This window comes from Pseudomonas sp. YH-1, from assembly GCF_051990045.1.
Classification (GTDB): Bacteria; Pseudomonadota; Gammaproteobacteria; order Pseudomonadales; family Pseudomonadaceae; genus Pseudomonas; species Pseudomonas nicosulfuronedens.
Genome location: NZ_CP178184.1, coordinates 5,707,280 through 5,723,987, shown reverse-complemented (window position 1 = coordinate 5,723,987; position 16,708 = coordinate 5,707,280). Strand labels below are relative to the sequence as shown.

Below are 16,708 nucleotides of genomic sequence, written 5' to 3'. Positions count from 1 at the left end.
GGTTCTTGGCAGCCAGGCAGGTGCGGACCTACTGGTCCTACCAGTTCCCAAAGCAGCAGTACTGGAGACCCACCATGACGACTTATGCACAGGGCAAGCAGCGCGTCGCCGACCAGGTGGCCGAGAAGATCGAGCGGCTGATCGTCGATGGCGTGCTCAAGGTCGGCCAGGCGCTGCCTTCGGAGCGGCGCCTGGTGGAGAAGCTCGGTTGTTCGCGCTCGGCATTGCGTGAAGGGCTGCGCGCACTGCGCGGGCGCGGCATTGTCGATACCGAACAGGGGCGCGGTTCGTTCGTCGCCGACTTGAACGGCGGCGAAGACGTATCGCCGCTGCTGCACCTGTTCCGCTCGCAGCCGCGCACGCTCTACGACCTGCTGGAAGTGCGCGCGCTGTTGGAGGGGGAGTCCGCGCGCCTCGCGGCCTTGCGCGCCACCGAGGTCGACCTGCTGTTGATCGGCCGGCGTTTCGAGGAGATGCATGCCGCCTTCGACGAGCCGCAACCACTGGACCCGCGCGAACATGCGCGGCGCGATCACGCCTTCCACCAGGCCATCAGCGAGGCCTCGCACAACCCGGTGCTGGTGCACACGCTGCAGTCGCTCAACGAGCTGATGCTCAGCACCGTGTTCGCCTCGGTGAACAACCTCTACAACCGGCCACCGCAGAAGCGCCAGATCGACCGCCAGCATGCGCGGCTATACCGCGCCCTCTGCGAGCGCCAGCCGGAGCAGGCGCAGCGTGCCGCTCGTGAACATATCCACGGCGTGAGGGATAACCTGCGGGAGATCGAGCAGGAGGAACAGCGTCTGGTGCGCGCGACCTTGCGGCTGGAAGGGTGGAAATGAGGTTGGGGACCCGAGGCACAGCCGTAGGGCGCATAACGCGCCAGCGTTATCCGCCGTTTCTGGGCTGGCGGCGGATAACCTGTTCCAGGTTATCCGCCCTACGTTTCTGGCTCTTCGTAGGAGCGAGCTTGCTCGCGAACGGTTCCATCCTGCTGCGCCGCTGCTGTACGGTTCGCGAGCAAGCTCGCTCCTACAGGGGCATCGGCGCCTGCCCTAGCTGTCGTGTGGCGCTGACTCGGTGCGCTTTGTCGAAGTGGCTGGCTTTGTCCGCCCATCGCGCGCCTTGCGCTCGCGCATTTCCGCCAGCATGCGTTCGGCATTCGCCGCGCAGCCCATGCCCTCGGGTTTGTTCTCGATGCCGTCGATCACTTCCAGCAGGCGTAAACGGTTCTGACGCAACTGCTGCTCCATCACCTCGATCTCCGCGACCTTGCGGCGCAGGCCGGCGACCAGTTCGCCGTGGCCGTTCTCGATGGGATTGGAGTGCGGTAGCAGGCTGCGGATTTCTTCCAGGCTGAAGCCGGTCTGCTGGGCGCTGCGGATGATCTCCAGCAGGTCGAGGGTTTCCGGCGGATAGGCGCGGTAACCGTTGGCCAGGCGCCGCGCCGGGGCGATCAGCCCACTGGCTTCGTAGAAACGGATACGCGAGGGAGCCAGGCCGCTGAGACTGGCCAGTTCACCGATTTTCATGCTGGGCTCCGAAAGGGGCTTGACCTTGAAGTGAACTTTAAACTTAGCCTTGCTCGCACCACAACCTCGGAGTTGCCTCATGTCGCCTTTCCAGCCCCTGCGCCTGCCCAACGGCGGCGAAGTCCCCAACCGCATCGCCAAGGCCGCCATGGAAGAGAACATGGCCGACGCCGACCAGGCGCCCTCAGCCGCGTTGCTGCGCCTCTACCAGGCCTGGGCGGACGGCGGTGTCGGCCTGATCCTCAGCGGCAACGTGATGATCGATGGCCGCGCCATGACCGGCCCCGGCGGGGTAGTGCTGGAAAACGACCGGCATCTTGAGCGCTTCCGTGAATGGGCGCGCATCGGCCGTTCCCGTGGCGCGCAGTTCTGGCTGCAGCTCAACCACCCCGGTCGCCAGGTGCAGACCAATCTCGGCCAGGGCGCCATCGCGCCGTCGGTGGTGCCGCTGGAGATGGGCAGGTTCTCCAAGCTGTTCGCCGTCGCCCGCGAGATGAGCGAAGGCGATATTGCCGAGGTGATCCAGCGCTTCGTCCGCGCCGCCAAGCTGGCGGAGCAGGCCGGCTTCACCGGCGTGCAGATCCACGCGGCGCACGGCTATCTGCTCAGCCAGTTCCTCTCGCCGCTGGCCAACAAACGCCAGGACCGCTGGGGCGGCTCGCTGGAGAACCGCGCGCGGCTGTTGCTGGAGGTCGTCCGCGCGGTGCGCGCCGAAGTGTCCTCAGAGTTTTGCGTGGGGGTGAAGATCAACTCCGCCGATTTCCAGCGCGGCGGCTTCGACGCCAGCGATGCGCGCCAGGTGATCGAGTGGCTGAACGACGAGCAGGTCGACCTGGTCGAGCTGTCCGGCGGCAGCTACGAGGCGCCGGCCATGCAGGGCGACGCCCGTGACGGCCGTACCTTGGCGCGCGAGGCCTACTTCCTCGAATTCGCTCGCGAGATGCGTGACGCGGCGCGCATGCCGCTGATGGTGACCGGGGGCATCCGTCGCCTGCCGGTGGCGGAGCAGGTGCTGGACAGCGGGCTGGAAATGGTTGGAATCGGCACCGCCCTGGCGCTGGAACCGCAGTTGGTCTTGCATTGGCAGCGTGGCAGCCAGAGCCAGCCGGAACTGCCGCCGATCCGCTGGCGCTCCAAGCCGCTGGCGGCGCTGGCCTACATGGCGCTGGTCAAGCTGCAGCTGCACCGCATCGGCGCCCGACGTGCGCCCAACCCGCAGGCTTCGCCGTGGCGCACGCTGGTGATGGAACAGTGGCGTACGCTGCGTCGGGCCAAACAGTACCGCCGCTGGGCGGCGCGGCAGACCAACTGATCAGGTTCGTCGTTCCCGTAGGATGGCGTGGAGCGAAGCGATACCCATCGACTCCTGCCGCATTGGCAGCATGGGTATCGCCTAGGCTCCACCCATCCTACGGGGCTGTAGGAGCGGTCAAGCCTGCTGCCGCGTCGCCGCCAGCACGATCTCGCGGATGCATACGCCCTGCGGCTGGTTGTAGGCGTAACCGATGGCGTTGGCCACGTCCTCGGCGCTGAGCACTTTGCCGCCCATGTCGCGCTTCCAGTCCTGGTAGCCGCTCTTGATCGCCTCGTCCGTGGTGTGGCTGAGCAGTTCGGTCTCCACCGCGCCGGGGGCGATGGTGACGACACGGACGTTATGCGCCGCGACTTCCTCGCGCAGGTTCTCGGAGATGGCGTGCACCGCGAACTTGGTGCCGACGTAGGCCACGTGGTTGGGGAAGGTCTTGCGCCCGGCGACCGAGCTGACGTTGATCACGGTGCCCTGGTTGCGTTCGACCATGCCTTTGAGCACGGCATGCACGCCGTTGAGCAGGCCTTTCACGTTGACGTCGAGCATGCGCTCCCATTCGGCCGGGTCCTGCTCGACCATGTTGCCCAGCAGCATCACACCGGCGTTGTTCACCAGCGCGTCGGCCGGGCCGAAGCGCTTCTCGGCTTCCGCCACGGCGGCGACCAGCGCCTCGCGGTCGGTCACGTCCACGGCGCGGCACAGCGCGTTGGGCAGCTTCATCGCTTCCAGGCGGTCAATGCGCCGGGCCAGCAACAGCAGCGGGTGACCCTGCTGGGAAAAGAGGCGGGCGGTGGCTTCGCCGATTCCGGAACTGGCGCCGGTGACGATGATCAGTGGCTTGCTCATGGTGGTTCTCCTGAGATCGAAAATCTGGATGCCTGGACGATGCAGTGAAGTATATTTAGGGAGTTGTCGCCTGAAAAATGGCTTATTCCTGTGTCTGGTATCGGGATTTCCTATGGATATTCGACAGCTCGCCGCCTTCGTCGCCGTCTTCGAAGAGCGCAACATCACCGCCGCCGCCCAGCGCCTGTTCGTCAGCCAGCCGACGCTGTCCGCCACCGTGCGCCAGTTGGAAGAGAGCCTGGGCACCGAGCTGTTCCTGCGTCAGCCGCGCGGCGTGGATGTCAGCGAGGCGGCGCGCACCTTGTACCCGCGAGCCCGTGCCCTGCTGGCCGAGGCGGAGGGGTTGCGCAACCTGTTCCGCCAGTCGTCGGAGCGGCAGCCGCTGCACCTGGGCGTGGAAGGGGATATCAGTGGCGAGCAGATCGAGCGCTTTGTCAGTCTGGCGCTGCAGGCGATTCCCAACCTGCAACTGCACCTGGAGGAAGGCTGCGTGGGGGAAGCGCGGTTGGCGGCGGAGGAGTTCTGTTGCGAAGACGAACTCTTCGTTCCGGTGTGGGACGACCCCTACGTAGTGGCGTTGCCGCCCGGCGAAGAGGGTGTGCAAGTTGACGCGTGGATCACCTGCCCGTCGCACCCGTCTCATCAGCGACTGATGTCAGCTTATGGCAGCGCGGCGGTGGTGGCGCAGGCCAGCAGCCTGAACCTGGCACTGCGGCTGGTCAGCGCCGGTCTGGGCGCGGCGATTCTTCCCGCTTCGCTGCTGAGCGGTGCTCCGGCTGTCAGGACCGGGGCCTTGCACCTGCCGTTACCGGTGCGCCGCATCGGCTTCTGCCACGCTGCCCAGGCGCTTGAGCAGCCGGCGGTACGCGCACTCTATGACTTCCTTCGAGCCCGCGAGGAGGCCTGATTCAAGCCTGGGTCTTCTGCGCGGCGGGCGAGCTCAGGCTCAGCAGCAGGACCAGCGACGCCGCGAGAATCTGCAGGCTCGCATAGCCGTTGGTGGTGGCGATCAGGCCGTAGCGCTGGATCGCCAGCCCGGCAAGAATCGCCGGCACGCTGAAGGCCAGGTAGCTCAGCACGTAGAAGCTTGCCATCAGCGCACCACGCTCGTGGGCATGGGCCAGTGGCACCACCGAGCGCAACGCGCCGAGGAAGGCGCCGCCGAAACCCAGGCCAGCGACGGCGGTGCCGAGGAAGAACAGCCAGAGGTTGGCGCTGTCCACGCCGAGCAGGGTGACCAGCAGGCCGAAGATCAGCGCCAGGCCGCCACGACGCAGGATCGCCGGCGCCGGCTGGTTGCGCAGGGCGAAGATCGCCACGGCGCCGCAGAAGCACAGCAGCGACACCAGCCCGCCGCCGATCATCGGGACCTGAAGGCCCGTCACCTGTCGAGCCAGGGTCGGCCCCAGCGACAGGTAGAAACCGCCCAGCGCCCAGAGGCTGGCGTTGAGTGGCGCGACGCTCCAGAACGCCCGGCGCGCTTGTGGGGGAATGCGGATGCGCGGCTTCAGCGAGGCCCAGGCGCCGGGCTGCGGGCTGACACTCTCCGGCAACCAGCGCAGCAGCATCAGTGCCAGCGCGAATACCACCAGCAACCAGACGTAGACGCGGTGCAGCGGGTCGCCGCCGAACTGCACCAGGGCGCTGCTGCCCAGGGCGCCCAGCGCCATGCCGAGCATGGGCGCCACGCTGTTGATCAGCGGGCCGCGCTCGCGGTCGATATCCAGCATGGCGGCGCCCAGCACGGCGGTGGCGATGCCGGTGGCGAAGCCTTGCAGCAGGCGCGCGGCAATCAGCAGTTCCACCGAGTTGGCGTAAAGGAAAACGCTCATCGCCAGCAACTCGATGATCAGCGCCGCACGGATCAGCGGGCGACGGCCGAGGTAGTCCGACAGCGAGCCGAACACCAGCAGTGCCAGCATCAGCCCGCCGGCGTAGATGCTGAACGCCAGCGTCAGCAGGGCGGGGGAAAACTGCCAGGACTCGCGGTACAGCGCATAGAGCGGCGTGGGCGCCGCGGCGGCGGCGAGGAAGGCCATGAGGATGGCCGTCAGCAGCAGCGCCGGGAAAACGCCGAGCGCGCTTTTGGGTGTGGTCTGTGCCATGATTCTGCTCGCAAAGGCTAAGATTTTGCTTTTGCGAGATGCTGGACCCGTTTCGGGATAAAAGCAAATTCTTTGCTTTAAGGTGCTTATGGCAATCAATCAGGGTGTTCGACCGGGCGGCCGCAGCGCACGGGTACAGGCGTCTGTGCACAAGGCTGTGCAGGAGTTGCTTGAGGAGCGCGACCGCGCCGAACTGACGGTGCCGCTGATCGCCACACGCGCTGGCGTCACGCCCTCGACCATCTACCGGCGCTGGGGCGATCTCAGCGAACTGCTGGGCGACGTCGCCCTGGAGCGCATCCGTCCGGATGCCGAACCCGCCGACACCGGTAGCCTGCGCGGCGACCTGCTGGCCTGGGGCGAGCAGTACATGGAAGAGACGGCCTCGGTGCCCGGCCGTGCGGTGGTGCTCGACCTGCTGGCGGCCGGCGGCGGCTGCTCGGGGCGCTGCATGGCCATCGCCTGCGGCCAGTTCGACATCATCCTGCTGCGCGCCAGGGAGCGCGGCGAAAAGCTGCCGGAGTTGGACCGCATCGTCGATCGGCTGATGGCGCCGCTGGTCTATCGCATCCTGTTTTCCGGCGAGGAACTGGAAGTGGCCTATGTCGAGCGGCTGGTGGATCTGACGCTGGACGGCCTCTGAGCGCCGCGCCAGGATTCCCTGTAGGAGCGAGCTTGCTCGCGAACCGCCCTGCACTGGAATCGCCGGAAAATCCGTTCGCGAGCAAGCTCGCTCCTACGGGTGTTCCTTCTGAGCCGCCTCAGCCCAGGCGTGCAGAGCCGAGCAGGCTGCGAGCGCAATCTCCTCATCGCTACGCCCGGCAAACACCCGCTCCAGCGCATCCGCCGCGATCAGCCCGGCAACGGTCGGCGTGCCTACGGCGTCGGTGAGGTCCAGCCACTCGCCGAAGCTCGCCGGCGTGTCGTACCAGCGCAGGTAACCTGACGGCGAAACCGGCCACCAGCGCTCGTCGAATTGCAGCACGACTTTCTCCAGTTGCCCCATGCCCAGGTGGTCGAGCGCAGTCTGCTGCGCGGGTGGCAAAGGCGGATTGAAGTGAATATCGCGCAGCACGCCGACAGGTACGGTGCAGATGCAGAAGTCGGCGACCTCGTCGTCTACGCGAACCGGCGAGTCGGACCAGTCGATGGCGCTCACCGGCCGGTTGAGGCGGATATCCAGCCCGGCGGCGAGCTGCTCGACCAGCTGTGAATACCCCTGCGGCAGGAAACGGTCGCCGGCACCGACGCCTTCTTCGTCCAGCGCATCGACCGACAGCGACTCCAGCGGCAGGCAGGCTTCCAGGATCAGGTTGGCGTCCAGGGCGAAACGGGTGGCGCGGCGGATAGCTTCATCACGTGATTCGAGAAAGCGCGCCACGCCATCGGCCAGCGGCAGGCGGCGGTCGATCCCGGCGCGCAAGGCTTCCCAGGCTGCATCGATGTCGGGCACCGGGCCATCGGCCGCCGCGGCCAGGGGCTGGCCGAAATCGGTTTCCCGCAACGGCAGACCGAGGTGCCGGGCATGGGCGGCCAGAGGGTTGTTATCGAACTGCTGCAGCCAGGCGGCACCTTCGTCGACCCGTACCGGCCCCAGGGTGATGCTGTGGACGCGGCCACCGATGCGGTCGCGGGCTTCCAGTATCACGCAGTCGATTCCAGCTTCCCGTAGACGCCGGGCGGCGGCGAGCCCGGCGAAGCCCGCGCCGATCACCAGTACCCGTCGGGCACCGCGTTCGATGGCGAGTTCGGCGGCGCGCAGGCCGTCGTTCCAGGCGCCATGGGTCATGGCCGGGGCGATGGGATTGCAGGCCTCGCCCGCCAGCACCAGCTTGCCGTCCAGCACTTCGCCGAGGCCGTGCCGATGTTCCGGCGTGCCGCCGGGCAGCAGGGTGCTGTAGGCGCCGCGGCTGAACGGGTCGTCACCCCAGTGGGTGACGTGGAAGACGGTGGGGTGGTGGCGAAGGCTATCCATGGCGGTCTCGCTCGATAAAGAGCGACGACCTTAGCGGGGGTGGGTTCGCCGGCACAAGGTCAGGGGTGGACGCATTTTGTAGGAGCGAGCTTGCTCGCGAATGGAGTCAGCTGGCAGCGACAAGGCCGGGCGATTCGCGAGCAAGCTCGCTCCTACGGGGCCATACCCAGACCCAGACTCAGGCGTGGCTCAGGCGAATGACCTGGCGAGCCACCCAGACGCCGGTGAACAGCACCACGAACAGCCGCAGCGTCTGCATCGCCAGCACCAGGCCGACGTCGGAGTGGGTGTCCACCGCGATGATCGCCATGGCGTCCAGGCCGCCGGGGCTGGTGGCGAGGTAGAGGGAGAGGAAGTCCATCCCGGTGATGGCCGCCAGCGCCCAGGCGAACAGCGCGCAGCTGGCGATCAGCCCGAGTGCGCTGACGATCATGGCCGGCAGGTGGCGGCCAACGTAGGCCAGGCTTTCGCGGTCGAAGCGCAGGCCAATGTAGCAGCCGATGACGCCGTAGGCCGTGGCCAGCAGCCAGTGCGGCAAGGTGATCTGCAGTACACCGGTCAGTTGCAGCACGGCGCCGGCCACCAACGGCACCAGCAGGGGGCCAGCCGGCAACTTCGCGCCGGCGGTGGTGCAGACGAAGATCAGCAGCAGGCAGTTGATCAGGTCGGGGAGGGTGGCGGTGTCGAGGATTGGTGTGCTGTGCGCCACCGAGCCGCCGCCTTCGATGCCCAGCAGGCGGCCGACCAGGGCGCCGGCCATGACTACGCAGACCACTCGCACGTACTGCATGGTGGCGACCACGCGCGGGTCGGCGCCGTTGGCTTCGGCCATCGACACCATGGCCGCCGCACCGCCCGGAGCGGTGCCCCAGGCGGCGGTGCTGCCGGGAATGCCGCCGAAGCGCACCATGGCGTAGCTGACGGCGCCGGAGAGCAGCACGGTGAGCACGGTAGCGCTGAGCATCAGCGGCCAGGAGGCGACCATTGCCTGCAGCACCGACCAGCTCATGGCGTGGGCGACCAGCAGGCCGATGCAGCCTTGGCTCAAGCGGAAGGCGCTGCGCGGCAGACGGATTTCAGCGCCGCTGACCCCAAAGGCGATACCCACCAGCATGGGCCCGAGGAACAGCGCGGCAGGGATGCCGAGCCAGGTCAGCAGTTGCCCGGCGCCTGCGGCTCCGAGCGCCAGGGCCAACCATTGCAGGCTGACGGGAATGCGGGCGACGGACAGGGCAGGGCGACTGGACACGGACGGCTCCGGGCGGGGAAGACGGGCAAATTATCGGTAGCCGAATCGATCAAGTCTATTTTCTAATAGTCATGAATCCATTCCTGAAATTTATCAGTTGGCTACCATGGACCTGCGCGATCTCGCCTACTTCGAAACCATTGCCGAACTCGGCCACCTGGGCCGCGCCGCCGAGCGCCTGGGGCGTAGCCAACCGGCACTGACCAAGAGCATCCAGCGCCTGGAGGAATCTCTCGGTGCGCGGCTGTTCCAGCGTGATGGCCGACGGATTCGCCTGACACCGGCCGGCGAACTGATGCTCCAGCGTGCCCGGCAGCTACGGCAGGACATCGAGGAAACCCGCCGAGAGGTGCGCGATTTTGCCAGCGGCGTCGTAGGCAATATCCGCCTCGGCTGCGCCGCGACCATGGCCGAGTACCTGTTGCCGCGCCTGACCGAGGACCTGCTGGCGCGGGCGCCGGACGTGACCATGAGCCTGGTTCTGGGGCAGGACGATGTGCTGCGCGAGGCACTGCGCAGCGGGCGGCTGGACATGGCGATCTGCTCGCGGATCGTCGACGATCCGCAACTGAGCAGCGAACCGCTGCTGCAGGACCAGGTGGTGGTGGTAGCCAGTCGCGACCATCCGATCTTCGACGCACCCGTCGCCATGGCCGACCTGTGCCGCTATCGCTGGGTGCTGCCGGCCACCGGGGTGTCGTCGCGGCGCTGGATGGACGCCACCTTCCAGGCTCACCAGTTGCCGATGCCGCAGGTGCAGATCGAGACCAACGCGATCCCGATGCTGCCCAACCTGATCGCCCGTACCCGCCTGCTCAGTTTCATCGCCCGCGAGGCGCTGGCCGGCGGGCACGGCATGGACCAGTTGCGCGAGGTGCAGCTGGCCGAAACGACACTGACGCGGACCATCGGCCTGGCGGTGCGGGAGGGAGCATATCTGTCGCCCGCTGCACAGTTGCTGCGCGGGATGTTGCGCGAGCATGCGGGGCGGTTCGGGGCGGATCTTTAGGAACCGGGCCCGCGAGTCGCGAGCGGGCCCGATCAACGGCTCATCGTTCGAAGCTGCAGCCGACGCGCCCCAGCCCCTCGATCTCCAGCTCGACTACATCCCCTGGTGCAACTGGCGACATCGGCGCCAGGGCCCCGCACAGCAGGACGTCGCCGGACTTCAGCGGCACGTCCAGACGCGCCATGCGCTGCGCCAGCCAGAGGCCGATGTCGAGCATCGCCCCGAGGCTCGTCTGGGTCGGCGGGAAGGCCGGTGCGCCATTGCGTAGCAGTTGCACAGCGAGAGCGGCATCTTCCAGTTTTTCCAGCGCCACCGGCTGATCGCCGGTCAGGTAGAGACCCGCGCAGAGGTTGTCGGCGACCGAGTCGAGCAGGCCGATCTGCCAGTTGGCCACGGCGGTGTCGTTGATCTCGATGGCCGCGACCGCTCCGGCGATACAGGCGCGGAACGTGGCCAGGTCGAGCTCTCCCGGCGGCAGGTCGCGGCCGATGAGCAGGGCCAGTTCCGCCTCTATACGCGGTTGCAGCAGGCGTTCGCGGGCGATGCGCGCGCCGGACTGGCAGCGCAGGCCGGCGAGCAACCGGCCGTAAACCGGTTCGCCGACCTTCAGTGCCACCTGCATCGCCGGTGAGATCAGTCCGGCCTTGGCGCCCGCCAGGCGTTCGCCGCCGGCCAGTGCGAGGTCGATGCCCAGCGACTGCACGCGATAGGCATCCTCCAGCCCGGTGAGGCCAAAGTGTGCCGCGGGCGCGGCGATGGGCGTTCGGCTGGCCCGCGCGTCGGTGAGGGCGCGAGCGGCGGCGTGGAGATTGTCCGTGGTCATTGTAGGGCTCCTCAGCGGCTCGGCACTTCGCCGACGACGGTGGTGCGGTACATCTCGCGGCGCATGCCGTGGTAGTCCGACACGGGGTAGTGCCAGGTGCTGCGGTTGTCCCAGATCGCCAGGGTGCCCGCGCTCCAGCGCATGCGGCAGGTGAACGCCGGCTGGGTGGCGATGCTGAACAGGTAGTCCAGCAGCGGCTGGGATTCGGCCGGGCGCATGCCCTTGATGCCGCTGGTGTAGGCCGGGTTGATGTAGAGGACTTTCTTGCCGGTCTCCGGGTGTCTGGTTACCAGCGGGTGCGAGCGCACTTCACCGTCGTGGCTGCCGTAGCGCACTGCCATGTTCTCCATCAGATCGTTGTGCTTGGCCTCGGCGCCGTAGGCGCGTTCGGGGCTGTGGATGGCGTCGAGGGTTTCCAGTTGCGCGCGCAGTTTCGGCGACAGCCATTCGTAGGCCAGCGCCAGGTTGGCGTACAGGGTGTCGCCGCCGAACGGCGGGATGTCATGGCCGTAGAGCAGGGTGAAGGCGGGCGGGCGCTCCTGGAACGACCAGTCGCTGTGCCAGGCGCCGCCGAACACCACCGGGGTCTTTTCGTTGGCTTCCTTCACCACCCGCACCACGTGCGGATGATCGTCCATGCCGACCACGTAAGGCTCGCGGCCGAATTCGCCGAAGCGCAGGGTCACGGCTTCGAGGGCTTCCACGCTGAGCGACTGGTCGCGAATGAACAGCACCTTGTGCGCCAGCAGCGCCTGGCGCAGCTCGGCGTAGCCGGCTTGGTCCAGCGTGGTCAGGTCGACGTCGCTGACGTCCGCGCCGATGGCGCCGGTGGCCGGGACAATGCGGAAGTGCTTGTACTCGGCGGCGCGGTTCTGGCTCGGCAGCGCGTAGAAGAACTCGAACATGGGGAAGCCTCTTGTGAGTGTTATTGGCACCTGAAGCATGGCCAGCGCCGTCACTTTCTTCCATGATCAAGTCCGCCAAAAATTGACTATCTCCGCCAAGTAGCCGCCCGCGAGGAATCACCGATGGACTGGCGCCAGACCCGCGAGATCACCGGAGTGCAGTACCTGCTCGACAGCGCCCGCGAGGAGGGCATCGGCGTGGACGATTGTCTGGTGGGCAGCGCCATCGCCCTGGCCGACCTGCAGGCGCGTTCCGGGCGTATCCAGGCCTGGCAGGAGCTGGCGGTGATTCGTAACCTGCTGCAACGGGTCAGCCGTCCCGGTCTCGGGTTGGCGACGGGGCGGCGCTATCACCTCACCTCGCTGGGGCTGCTGGGATTCACCATGCTCGCCAGCCGTACCTTGCAGGAGGCCTTCGAAACGTTCGGGCGTTTCCAGAGCCTGGCGCTGACGCTCTGCCCGGTGAGCAGCGAAGCAGAAGCGCGCGGGCTTTGGCTGGTGTACGACGACCGGGTGTTGCCGGAGGATGCCCGCGCCTTCGTGGTGGAGCGCGGCATCGCCGGGTGCTGGCAGCTTTCCGGCGAATTGCTGCAGCGGCCCTTGCGGCCGCTGGCCATCCAATTGCGCAGTGCGGCACCGGGCGACACCTCGCCGTTCCTCGACACTTTCGGCATCGAACCGGAGTTCGATGCGCCGCGCAACGCCATGCTCTTCGCCCTGGAAGACCTGCAAGCGCCGCTGCCACAAGCGCAGATCAGCGCCCGCGACAGCGGCGAGCAACTCTGCGAACGCCTCTGTGGCGAGCTGGCGCTGACGCTGGTCGCCACACCCACTGCGCGGCAGGTTCAGCAATTGCTGCTGCGCGACTCCGCCAGCCTGCTCGGCGCCAGCGAGGTGGCCGAGCGGCTGGGCTTTTCCGAGCGCACGCTGCAACGCCGTCTGACCGAGGAGGGGCAGAACCTGCAGGCGCTCAACGACGGCATCAAGCAGCGTCTCGCCGAACGCCTGCTACGCGAATCGCGCATGGACCTGCACGGCATTGCCCAGTGCCTGGGCTATGCCGAGGCGGCGAGTTTTTCCCGCGCTTTCCAGCGCTGGACAGGGCAGTCGCCCGGTCGTTGGAAACGTCAGTCCGGAACCCTCCCGACGCCCTGAAGTCGAACCGCCCGCGATGCCTCTGGAACGGGTGGAAGCCGCGAGATAGAGCCTTCTGGTGTGGCCGATTGCCATCGGTCACGGGCTAATTTCGCGCGCTTCCCATCCGTTGCCCTCAAGAGACGCATCGCCATTTTTCGCGAGGCGCCCGACAAGAAAAGGAGAATCCATGTCCTCAGCAACCTGCCTGCGCGCGTGCCTCGGAAGGCGCGGCGCGATGACCGTCACTGCGCTGCATGGGCGGACTTGAGCCGCCACCCAACCCCTTGCACCGGTGGCCGCGAAAGCGGCAATGCCGCGTGCCCCTGGCCGGGCATCCGGCCGACATCCGAGCATTGAGGGAATCAATGAGCAAGACCTTCCGACTGGCCGCCGTGGCCGGCAGCCTGCTGGCTGCCGGACTGCCCGCGCTGGCCTATGGCGCCGAACTCGAGGCGCAGATCCGCTGGACCCGCTACGGCATTCCGCACATCCAGGCCAGGGACGAACTGGGCCTGGGCTACGGCATCGGTTACGCCTACGCCCGCGACAACGCCTGCCTGCTGGCCGAGGAAGTCCTCACCGCGCGGGGCGAGCGTTCGCGCTATTTCGGCGTGGATGGCAAATCTTCTGCCGGCATCGGCAACCTGCCCTCGGACTTCTTCTACACCTGGCTCAACGACAACGAGTCCCTACGCCGGATGCGCAGCGCCCAGCCGCAGCCGATCCGCGACCTGCTCGATGGCTACGCCGCCGGCTACAACCGCTGGCTGTGGGACACCCAGGCTGCCGGCACGCAGTGCGCAGGCAAGGCCTGGCTGCGCCCGCTGGAGGCCGACGACCTGTTGCGCCTGACCCGCCGCCTGCTGGTGCAGGCCGGCGCCGGGCAGTTCGCCGAGGCGATGATGGCGGCTACACCGCCGGGGCAGGCGACCTCCTCCGTGGTCAAAGACGGCGAGGTGCTCGCCGCCATGGAGCGACGCCAGCGCTTTCACCAGAACCATGGCAGCAACGCTGTCGCCGTGGGCAGTGAGCGTTCCATGGACGGCAACGGCCTGCTGCTGGCCAACCCGCATTTCCCCTGGTTCGGCGCGCTGCGTTTCTACCAGATGCACCTGACCATTCCCGGCCAGCTCGACGTGATGGGCGCATCCTTGCCGGGCATGCCGCTGGTGAACATCGGCTTCAGCAAGGACGTGGCCTGGAGCCACACGGTGGACACTTCCAGCCACTTCACCCTGTACCGCCTTGACCTCGATCCGCAGGACCCGCACAGCTACCGCGTCGACGGCCAGTCGCGTCCGCTGAAGGAGATCACCCTGCGCGTTCGCGTGCTGGAGCCCAATGGCCGAGTGGGCACGCGCAGCCATACGCTGTACGAGTCCGAGTACGGCCCGTTGCTCAGCGTGCCCGGCAAATTCCCCTGGAATGGCAACGAAGCTTTCGCGGTACGCGACGCCAACCTGGGTAACGACCGTGTGCTGCAGCAGTGGTACGCCATCGATCACGCGCGCAGCCTGGATGAGCTGCGTGACAGCGTGGAGCGCGTGCAGGGCATCCCGTGGGTCAACACCCTGGCCACCGATGCGGCGGGCAAGGTGCTCTACCTCAACCAGTCGGTGGTGCCGTACCTGAGCCAGCAGCAACTGGCCGACTGTGTGCTCCCCGAGTTCCAGAAGCAGGGCCTGCCGGTGCTGCAGGGCGGACGCCGCGCTTGCAACTGGTCGAGCGCACCGGGCGCCCGCCACGCCGGGCTGACCCCGCCGGAGCAGATGCCTTCGCTTACGCGCGAGGACTTCGTGCAGAACTCCAACGACAGCGCCTGGATGAGCAACCCGGCGCAGCCGCTGACCGGGTTCTCGCCGCTGGTGAGCCGCGATTCGGTCCCGGTCAGCGCCCGTGCGCGCTTCGCCCTGGAGCGCTTGAAGGGCGACGGCAAGATCGGCCCGGACGACCTGCAGAAGATGGTCACCGACAACCGCGTCTACGTGGCCGACATGCTCCTCGACGATCTGTTGCAGTTGTGCAAACCGGCCCCGGCGGGCACCGAGGCGGCCTGCGCCGCGCTGGGTTCGTGGGACCGCCACGTCAACCTCGACAGCAACCCGGGCTTCGCCTACTTCCAGGCCTTCGTCGCACGCTTCCTGAAGATCGACGGCGGCTGGCGGCTGCCCTTCGATCCCAAGCTGCCCCTGGCCACGCCCTCGGGTATAGCCCTGGACAAACCTCAGGTGCGCCAGCAGGCGCAGCAAGCCCTGGTCGCCGCCGCGCAGGAGATCGATGGCCGCAAGATTCAGGCCGATGAAAAGTGGGGAGAGCTGCAGCTGACCGGTGATCAGACCAACCCCCTGGGCATCCCCGGTGGCACCGGCAACGAGGGCGTGTACAACGCCATCACCTCGGAGTGGCAGGGCGACCATTACCGCGTGCTCAGCGGCAGCAGCTACATCCAGCTGGTGGACTTCACCGCTGACGGCCCGAAGGCGCGCGGGCTGCTGGCGTTCTCGCAGTCCAGCGAGCCCGGCTCGCCGCACCATCGTGACCAGACCGAGCTGTTCGCCCGGCAGCAATGGCCGGAGCTGCCGTTCACCGACGAGCAGATCAAGGCCGATCCGGAGCTGAAGGTGATGGAGTTGCGCGAGCGCTAAGGTGAGCTTCCGCAGCGGAGGCTTTTCGTAGGAACGAGCTTGCTCGCGAACGGTACTTTCCGGCGGCTCGGAATCGTGCGGTTCGCGAGCAAGCTCGCTCCTACAAGGGAAGTCCGGCGCTGTCGGCTGTCACCAGCCTGACACCGAGCACCCCTAGTCTGGCGGCAAAGCCCCTGAAGCGTAGGCCGCCGCCATGCCCCTGACCAATGAATCCGTGATCCGCCGCATCCACCGTGAACTGCTCGACCACAGCGATGAAGAGCTGGAACTGGAGCTGCTGGAAGATGTGCGCAACCTCGACGAGTTGTTCGACGAGCACGCCGATGTCGACGAGGAAAAGCTCGCCCGCCGTCGTTACTTCAGCGAGCTGTTCCGCCTGCAGGGCGAACTGGTGAAGTTGCAGAGCTGGGTGGTGAAGACCGGCCACAAGGTGGTCATCCTCTTCGAAGGCCGCGATGCCGCGGGCAAGGGCGGGGTGATCAAGCGCATCACCCAGCGCCTGAATCCGCGTGTCTGCCGTGTCGCCGCGCTGCCCGCGCCGAACGACCGCGAGCAGACCCAGTGGTATTTCCAGCGCTACGTCTCGCACCTGCCGGCGGCGGGGGAGATCGTGCTGTTCGACCGCAGCTGGTACAACCGCGCCGGGGTCGAGCGGGTGATGGGCTTCTGCAACGACGAGCAGTACGAGGAGTTCTTCCGCAGCGTGCCGGAGTTCGAGCGCATGCTGGCGCGCTCGGGCATCCAGCTGATCAAGTACTGGTTCTCGATCTCCGACGACGAGCAGCACCTGCGCTTCCTCAGCCGCATCCACGACCCGCTCAAGCAGTGGAAGCTCAGCCCCATGGACCTGGAGTCGCGCCGCCGCTGGGAGGCCTACACCAAGGCCAAGGAAATCATGCTCGAGCGTACCCACATCCCCGAGGCGCCCTGGTGGGTGGTGCAGGCCGACGACAAGAAGCGGGCGCGGCTGAACTGCATCAGCCATCTGCTGAATCTCATTCCCTACGAGGATGTCGAGCACCCGGCGGTGATCCTGCCTGCACGCCAGCGCCACGAGGATTACTCGCGTACGCCGACGCCGCAGCAGATCGTGGTGCCGGAGGTTTACTGAGGCTTCAGGCGCTCACGCGACGCCGCCTGCGCGGCTTTCATAGGGCGGATAACGCGCCA

At 67.2% G+C, this 16,708-nt stretch carries 15 protein-coding genes; 8 read left to right on the top strand and 7 right to left on the bottom strand.

Features of this window, described 5'->3' with window-relative positions:
- Positions 1-74 precede the first annotated feature (74 nt).
- On the top strand, positions 75-845 hold the full coding sequence (gene glcC, locus ACKI1H_RS26145; protein WP_440466786.1) for a transcriptional regulator GlcC: 771 nt from the start codon (positions 75-77) through the stop codon (positions 843-845).
- A gap of 213 nt (positions 846-1,058) precedes the next feature.
- Here glcC and ACKI1H_RS26140 read toward each other — a convergent pair whose 3' ends face one another.
- Positions 1,059-1,535 carry a MerR family transcriptional regulator gene (locus tag ACKI1H_RS26140; RefSeq protein ID WP_138520476.1) on the bottom strand — a complete coding sequence of 159 codons (477 nt, stop codon included), beginning with the start codon at positions 1,533-1,535 and terminating at the stop codon, positions 1,059-1,061.
- 79 nt (positions 1,536-1,614) lie between these two features.
- Here ACKI1H_RS26140 and ACKI1H_RS26135 point away from each other — a divergent pair, with 79 nt between their 5' ends.
- The gene (locus ACKI1H_RS26135; RefSeq protein WP_440466785.1) at positions 1,615-2,847 is read left to right on the top strand and encodes an NADH:flavin oxidoreductase/NADH oxidase family protein; all 1,233 of its coding nucleotides are present in this window, start codon (positions 1,615-1,617) and stop codon (positions 2,845-2,847) included.
- Positions 2,848-2,964: 117 nt separating this feature from the next.
- On the opposite strand, the gene ACKI1H_RS26130 is transcribed toward ACKI1H_RS26135, so the two are convergent.
- Positions 2,965-3,690 carry an SDR family oxidoreductase gene (locus tag ACKI1H_RS26130; RefSeq protein WP_440466784.1) on the bottom strand — a complete coding sequence of 242 codons (726 nt, stop codon included), beginning with the start codon at positions 3,688-3,690 and terminating at the stop codon, positions 2,965-2,967.
- A gap of 112 nt (positions 3,691-3,802) precedes the next feature.
- On the opposite strand from ACKI1H_RS26130, the gene ACKI1H_RS26125 reads away from it, so the two are divergent.
- On the top strand, positions 3,803-4,597 hold the full coding sequence (locus tag ACKI1H_RS26125) for a LysR family transcriptional regulator (protein WP_440466783.1): 795 nt from the start codon (positions 3,803-3,805) through the stop codon (positions 4,595-4,597).
- A 1-nt stretch (position 4,598) separates the two neighbouring features.
- Here ACKI1H_RS26125 and ACKI1H_RS26120 read toward each other — a convergent pair whose 3' ends face one another.
- The gene (locus ACKI1H_RS26120; RefSeq protein ID WP_440466782.1) at positions 4,599-5,795 is read right to left on the bottom strand and encodes an MFS transporter; all 1,197 of its coding nucleotides are present in this window, start codon (positions 5,793-5,795) and stop codon (positions 4,599-4,601) included.
- A gap of 88 nt (positions 5,796-5,883) precedes the next feature.
- Between ACKI1H_RS26120 and ACKI1H_RS26115 the strand changes: the two genes are divergently transcribed.
- Entirely contained in the window at positions 5,884-6,438 is a 555-nt protein-coding gene (locus tag ACKI1H_RS26115; protein ID WP_440466781.1) for a TetR/AcrR family transcriptional regulator, read from the top strand.
- A 93-nt stretch (positions 6,439-6,531) separates the two neighbouring features.
- Here the strand turns inward: ACKI1H_RS26115 and ACKI1H_RS26110 are convergent, their stop codons facing one another.
- Both ACKI1H_RS26110 and ACKI1H_RS26105 read right to left on the bottom strand, forming a co-directional pair.
- Positions 6,532-7,770 (bottom strand): FAD-dependent oxidoreductase, encoded by a 1,239-nt coding sequence (locus tag ACKI1H_RS26110; protein ID WP_440466780.1) that lies wholly within the window; start codon positions 7,768-7,770, stop codon positions 6,532-6,534.
- A 178-nt stretch (positions 7,771-7,948) separates the two neighbouring features.
- Complete coding sequence (locus tag ACKI1H_RS26105) at positions 7,949-9,019, bottom strand: AbrB family transcriptional regulator (RefSeq protein ID WP_440466779.1); 1,071 nt, start codon at positions 9,017-9,019, stop codon at positions 7,949-7,951.
- Between the two features lie 106 nt (positions 9,020-9,125).
- On the opposite strand from ACKI1H_RS26105, the gene ACKI1H_RS26100 reads away from it, so the two are divergent.
- A complete protein-coding gene (locus ACKI1H_RS26100) occupies positions 9,126-10,028 on the top strand; it encodes a LysR family transcriptional regulator (protein ID WP_138520484.1) in 903 nt (300 codons plus the stop codon).
- A gap of 40 nt (positions 10,029-10,068) precedes the next feature.
- Here ACKI1H_RS26100 and ACKI1H_RS26095 read toward each other — a convergent pair whose 3' ends face one another.
- A complete protein-coding gene (locus ACKI1H_RS26095; protein WP_440466778.1) occupies positions 10,069-10,851 on the bottom strand; it encodes a 2-keto-4-pentenoate hydratase in 783 nt (260 codons plus the stop codon).
- Between the two features lie 11 nt (positions 10,852-10,862).
- Complete coding sequence (locus ACKI1H_RS26090; RefSeq protein WP_440466777.1) at positions 10,863-11,756, bottom strand: TauD/TfdA dioxygenase family protein; 894 nt, start codon at positions 11,754-11,756, stop codon at positions 10,863-10,865.
- 123 nt (positions 11,757-11,879) lie between these two features.
- On the opposite strand from ACKI1H_RS26090, the gene ACKI1H_RS26085 reads away from it, so the two are divergent.
- From ACKI1H_RS26085 to ppk2, 3 genes are all read left to right on the top strand, one after another.
- A complete protein-coding gene (locus tag ACKI1H_RS26085; RefSeq protein ID WP_440466776.1) occupies positions 11,880-12,911 on the top strand; it encodes an AraC family transcriptional regulator in 1,032 nt (343 codons plus the stop codon).
- A 347-nt stretch (positions 12,912-13,258) separates the two neighbouring features.
- Positions 13,259-15,538: a bifunctional acylase PvdQ gene (pvdQ, locus tag ACKI1H_RS26080; protein WP_440466775.1), complete on the top strand. Its 2,280-nt coding sequence runs from the start codon at positions 13,259-13,261 to the stop codon at positions 15,536-15,538.
- 193 nt (positions 15,539-15,731) lie between these two features.
- Entirely contained in the window at positions 15,732-16,649 is a 918-nt protein-coding gene (gene ppk2, locus ACKI1H_RS26075; protein WP_280055912.1) for a polyphosphate kinase 2, read from the top strand.
- Positions 16,650-16,708 lie beyond the last annotated feature (59 nt).

What these genes read in the sequence shown, in the direction of transcription:
- pvdQ (WP_440466775.1), top strand. Translation starts at nt 13,259, where the DNA reads ATGAGCAAGACCTTCCGACTGGCCGCCGTGGCCGGCAGCCTGCTGGCT.
- ppk2 (WP_280055912.1), top strand. Translation starts at nt 15,732, where the DNA reads ATGCCCCTGACCAATGAATCCGTGATCCGCCGCATCCACCGTGAACTG.
- ACKI1H_RS26085 (WP_440466776.1), top strand. Translation starts at nt 11,880, where the DNA reads ATGGACTGGCGCCAGACCCGCGAGATCACCGGAGTGCAGTACCTGCTC.
- ACKI1H_RS26090 (WP_440466777.1), bottom strand. Translation starts at nt 11,756, where the DNA reads ATGTTCGAGTTCTTCTACGCGCTGCCGAGCCAGAACCGCGCCGCCGAG.
- ACKI1H_RS26120 (WP_440466782.1), bottom strand. Translation starts at nt 5,795, where the DNA reads ATGGCACAGACCACACCCAAAAGCGCGCTCGGCGTTTTCCCGGCGCTG.
- ACKI1H_RS26115 (WP_440466781.1), top strand. Translation starts at nt 5,884, where the DNA reads ATGGCAATCAATCAGGGTGTTCGACCGGGCGGCCGCAGCGCACGGGTA.
- ACKI1H_RS26110 (WP_440466780.1), bottom strand. Translation starts at nt 7,770, where the DNA reads ATGGATAGCCTTCGCCACCACCCCACCGTCTTCCACGTCACCCACTGG.
- ACKI1H_RS26135 (WP_440466785.1), top strand. Translation starts at nt 1,615, where the DNA reads ATGTCGCCTTTCCAGCCCCTGCGCCTGCCCAACGGCGGCGAAGTCCCC.
- ACKI1H_RS26095 (WP_440466778.1), bottom strand. Translation starts at nt 10,851, where the DNA reads ATGACCACGGACAATCTCCACGCCGCCGCTCGCGCCCTCACCGACGCG.
- ACKI1H_RS26130 (WP_440466784.1), bottom strand. Translation starts at nt 3,690, where the DNA reads ATGAGCAAGCCACTGATCATCGTCACCGGCGCCAGTTCCGGAATCGGC.
- ACKI1H_RS26125 (WP_440466783.1), top strand. Translation starts at nt 3,803, where the DNA reads ATGGATATTCGACAGCTCGCCGCCTTCGTCGCCGTCTTCGAAGAGCGC.
- glcC (WP_440466786.1), top strand. Translation starts at nt 75, where the DNA reads ATGACGACTTATGCACAGGGCAAGCAGCGCGTCGCCGACCAGGTGGCC.
- ACKI1H_RS26100 (WP_138520484.1), top strand. Translation starts at nt 9,126, where the DNA reads ATGGACCTGCGCGATCTCGCCTACTTCGAAACCATTGCCGAACTCGGC.
- ACKI1H_RS26140 (WP_138520476.1), bottom strand. Translation starts at nt 1,535, where the DNA reads ATGAAAATCGGTGAACTGGCCAGTCTCAGCGGCCTGGCTCCCTCGCGT.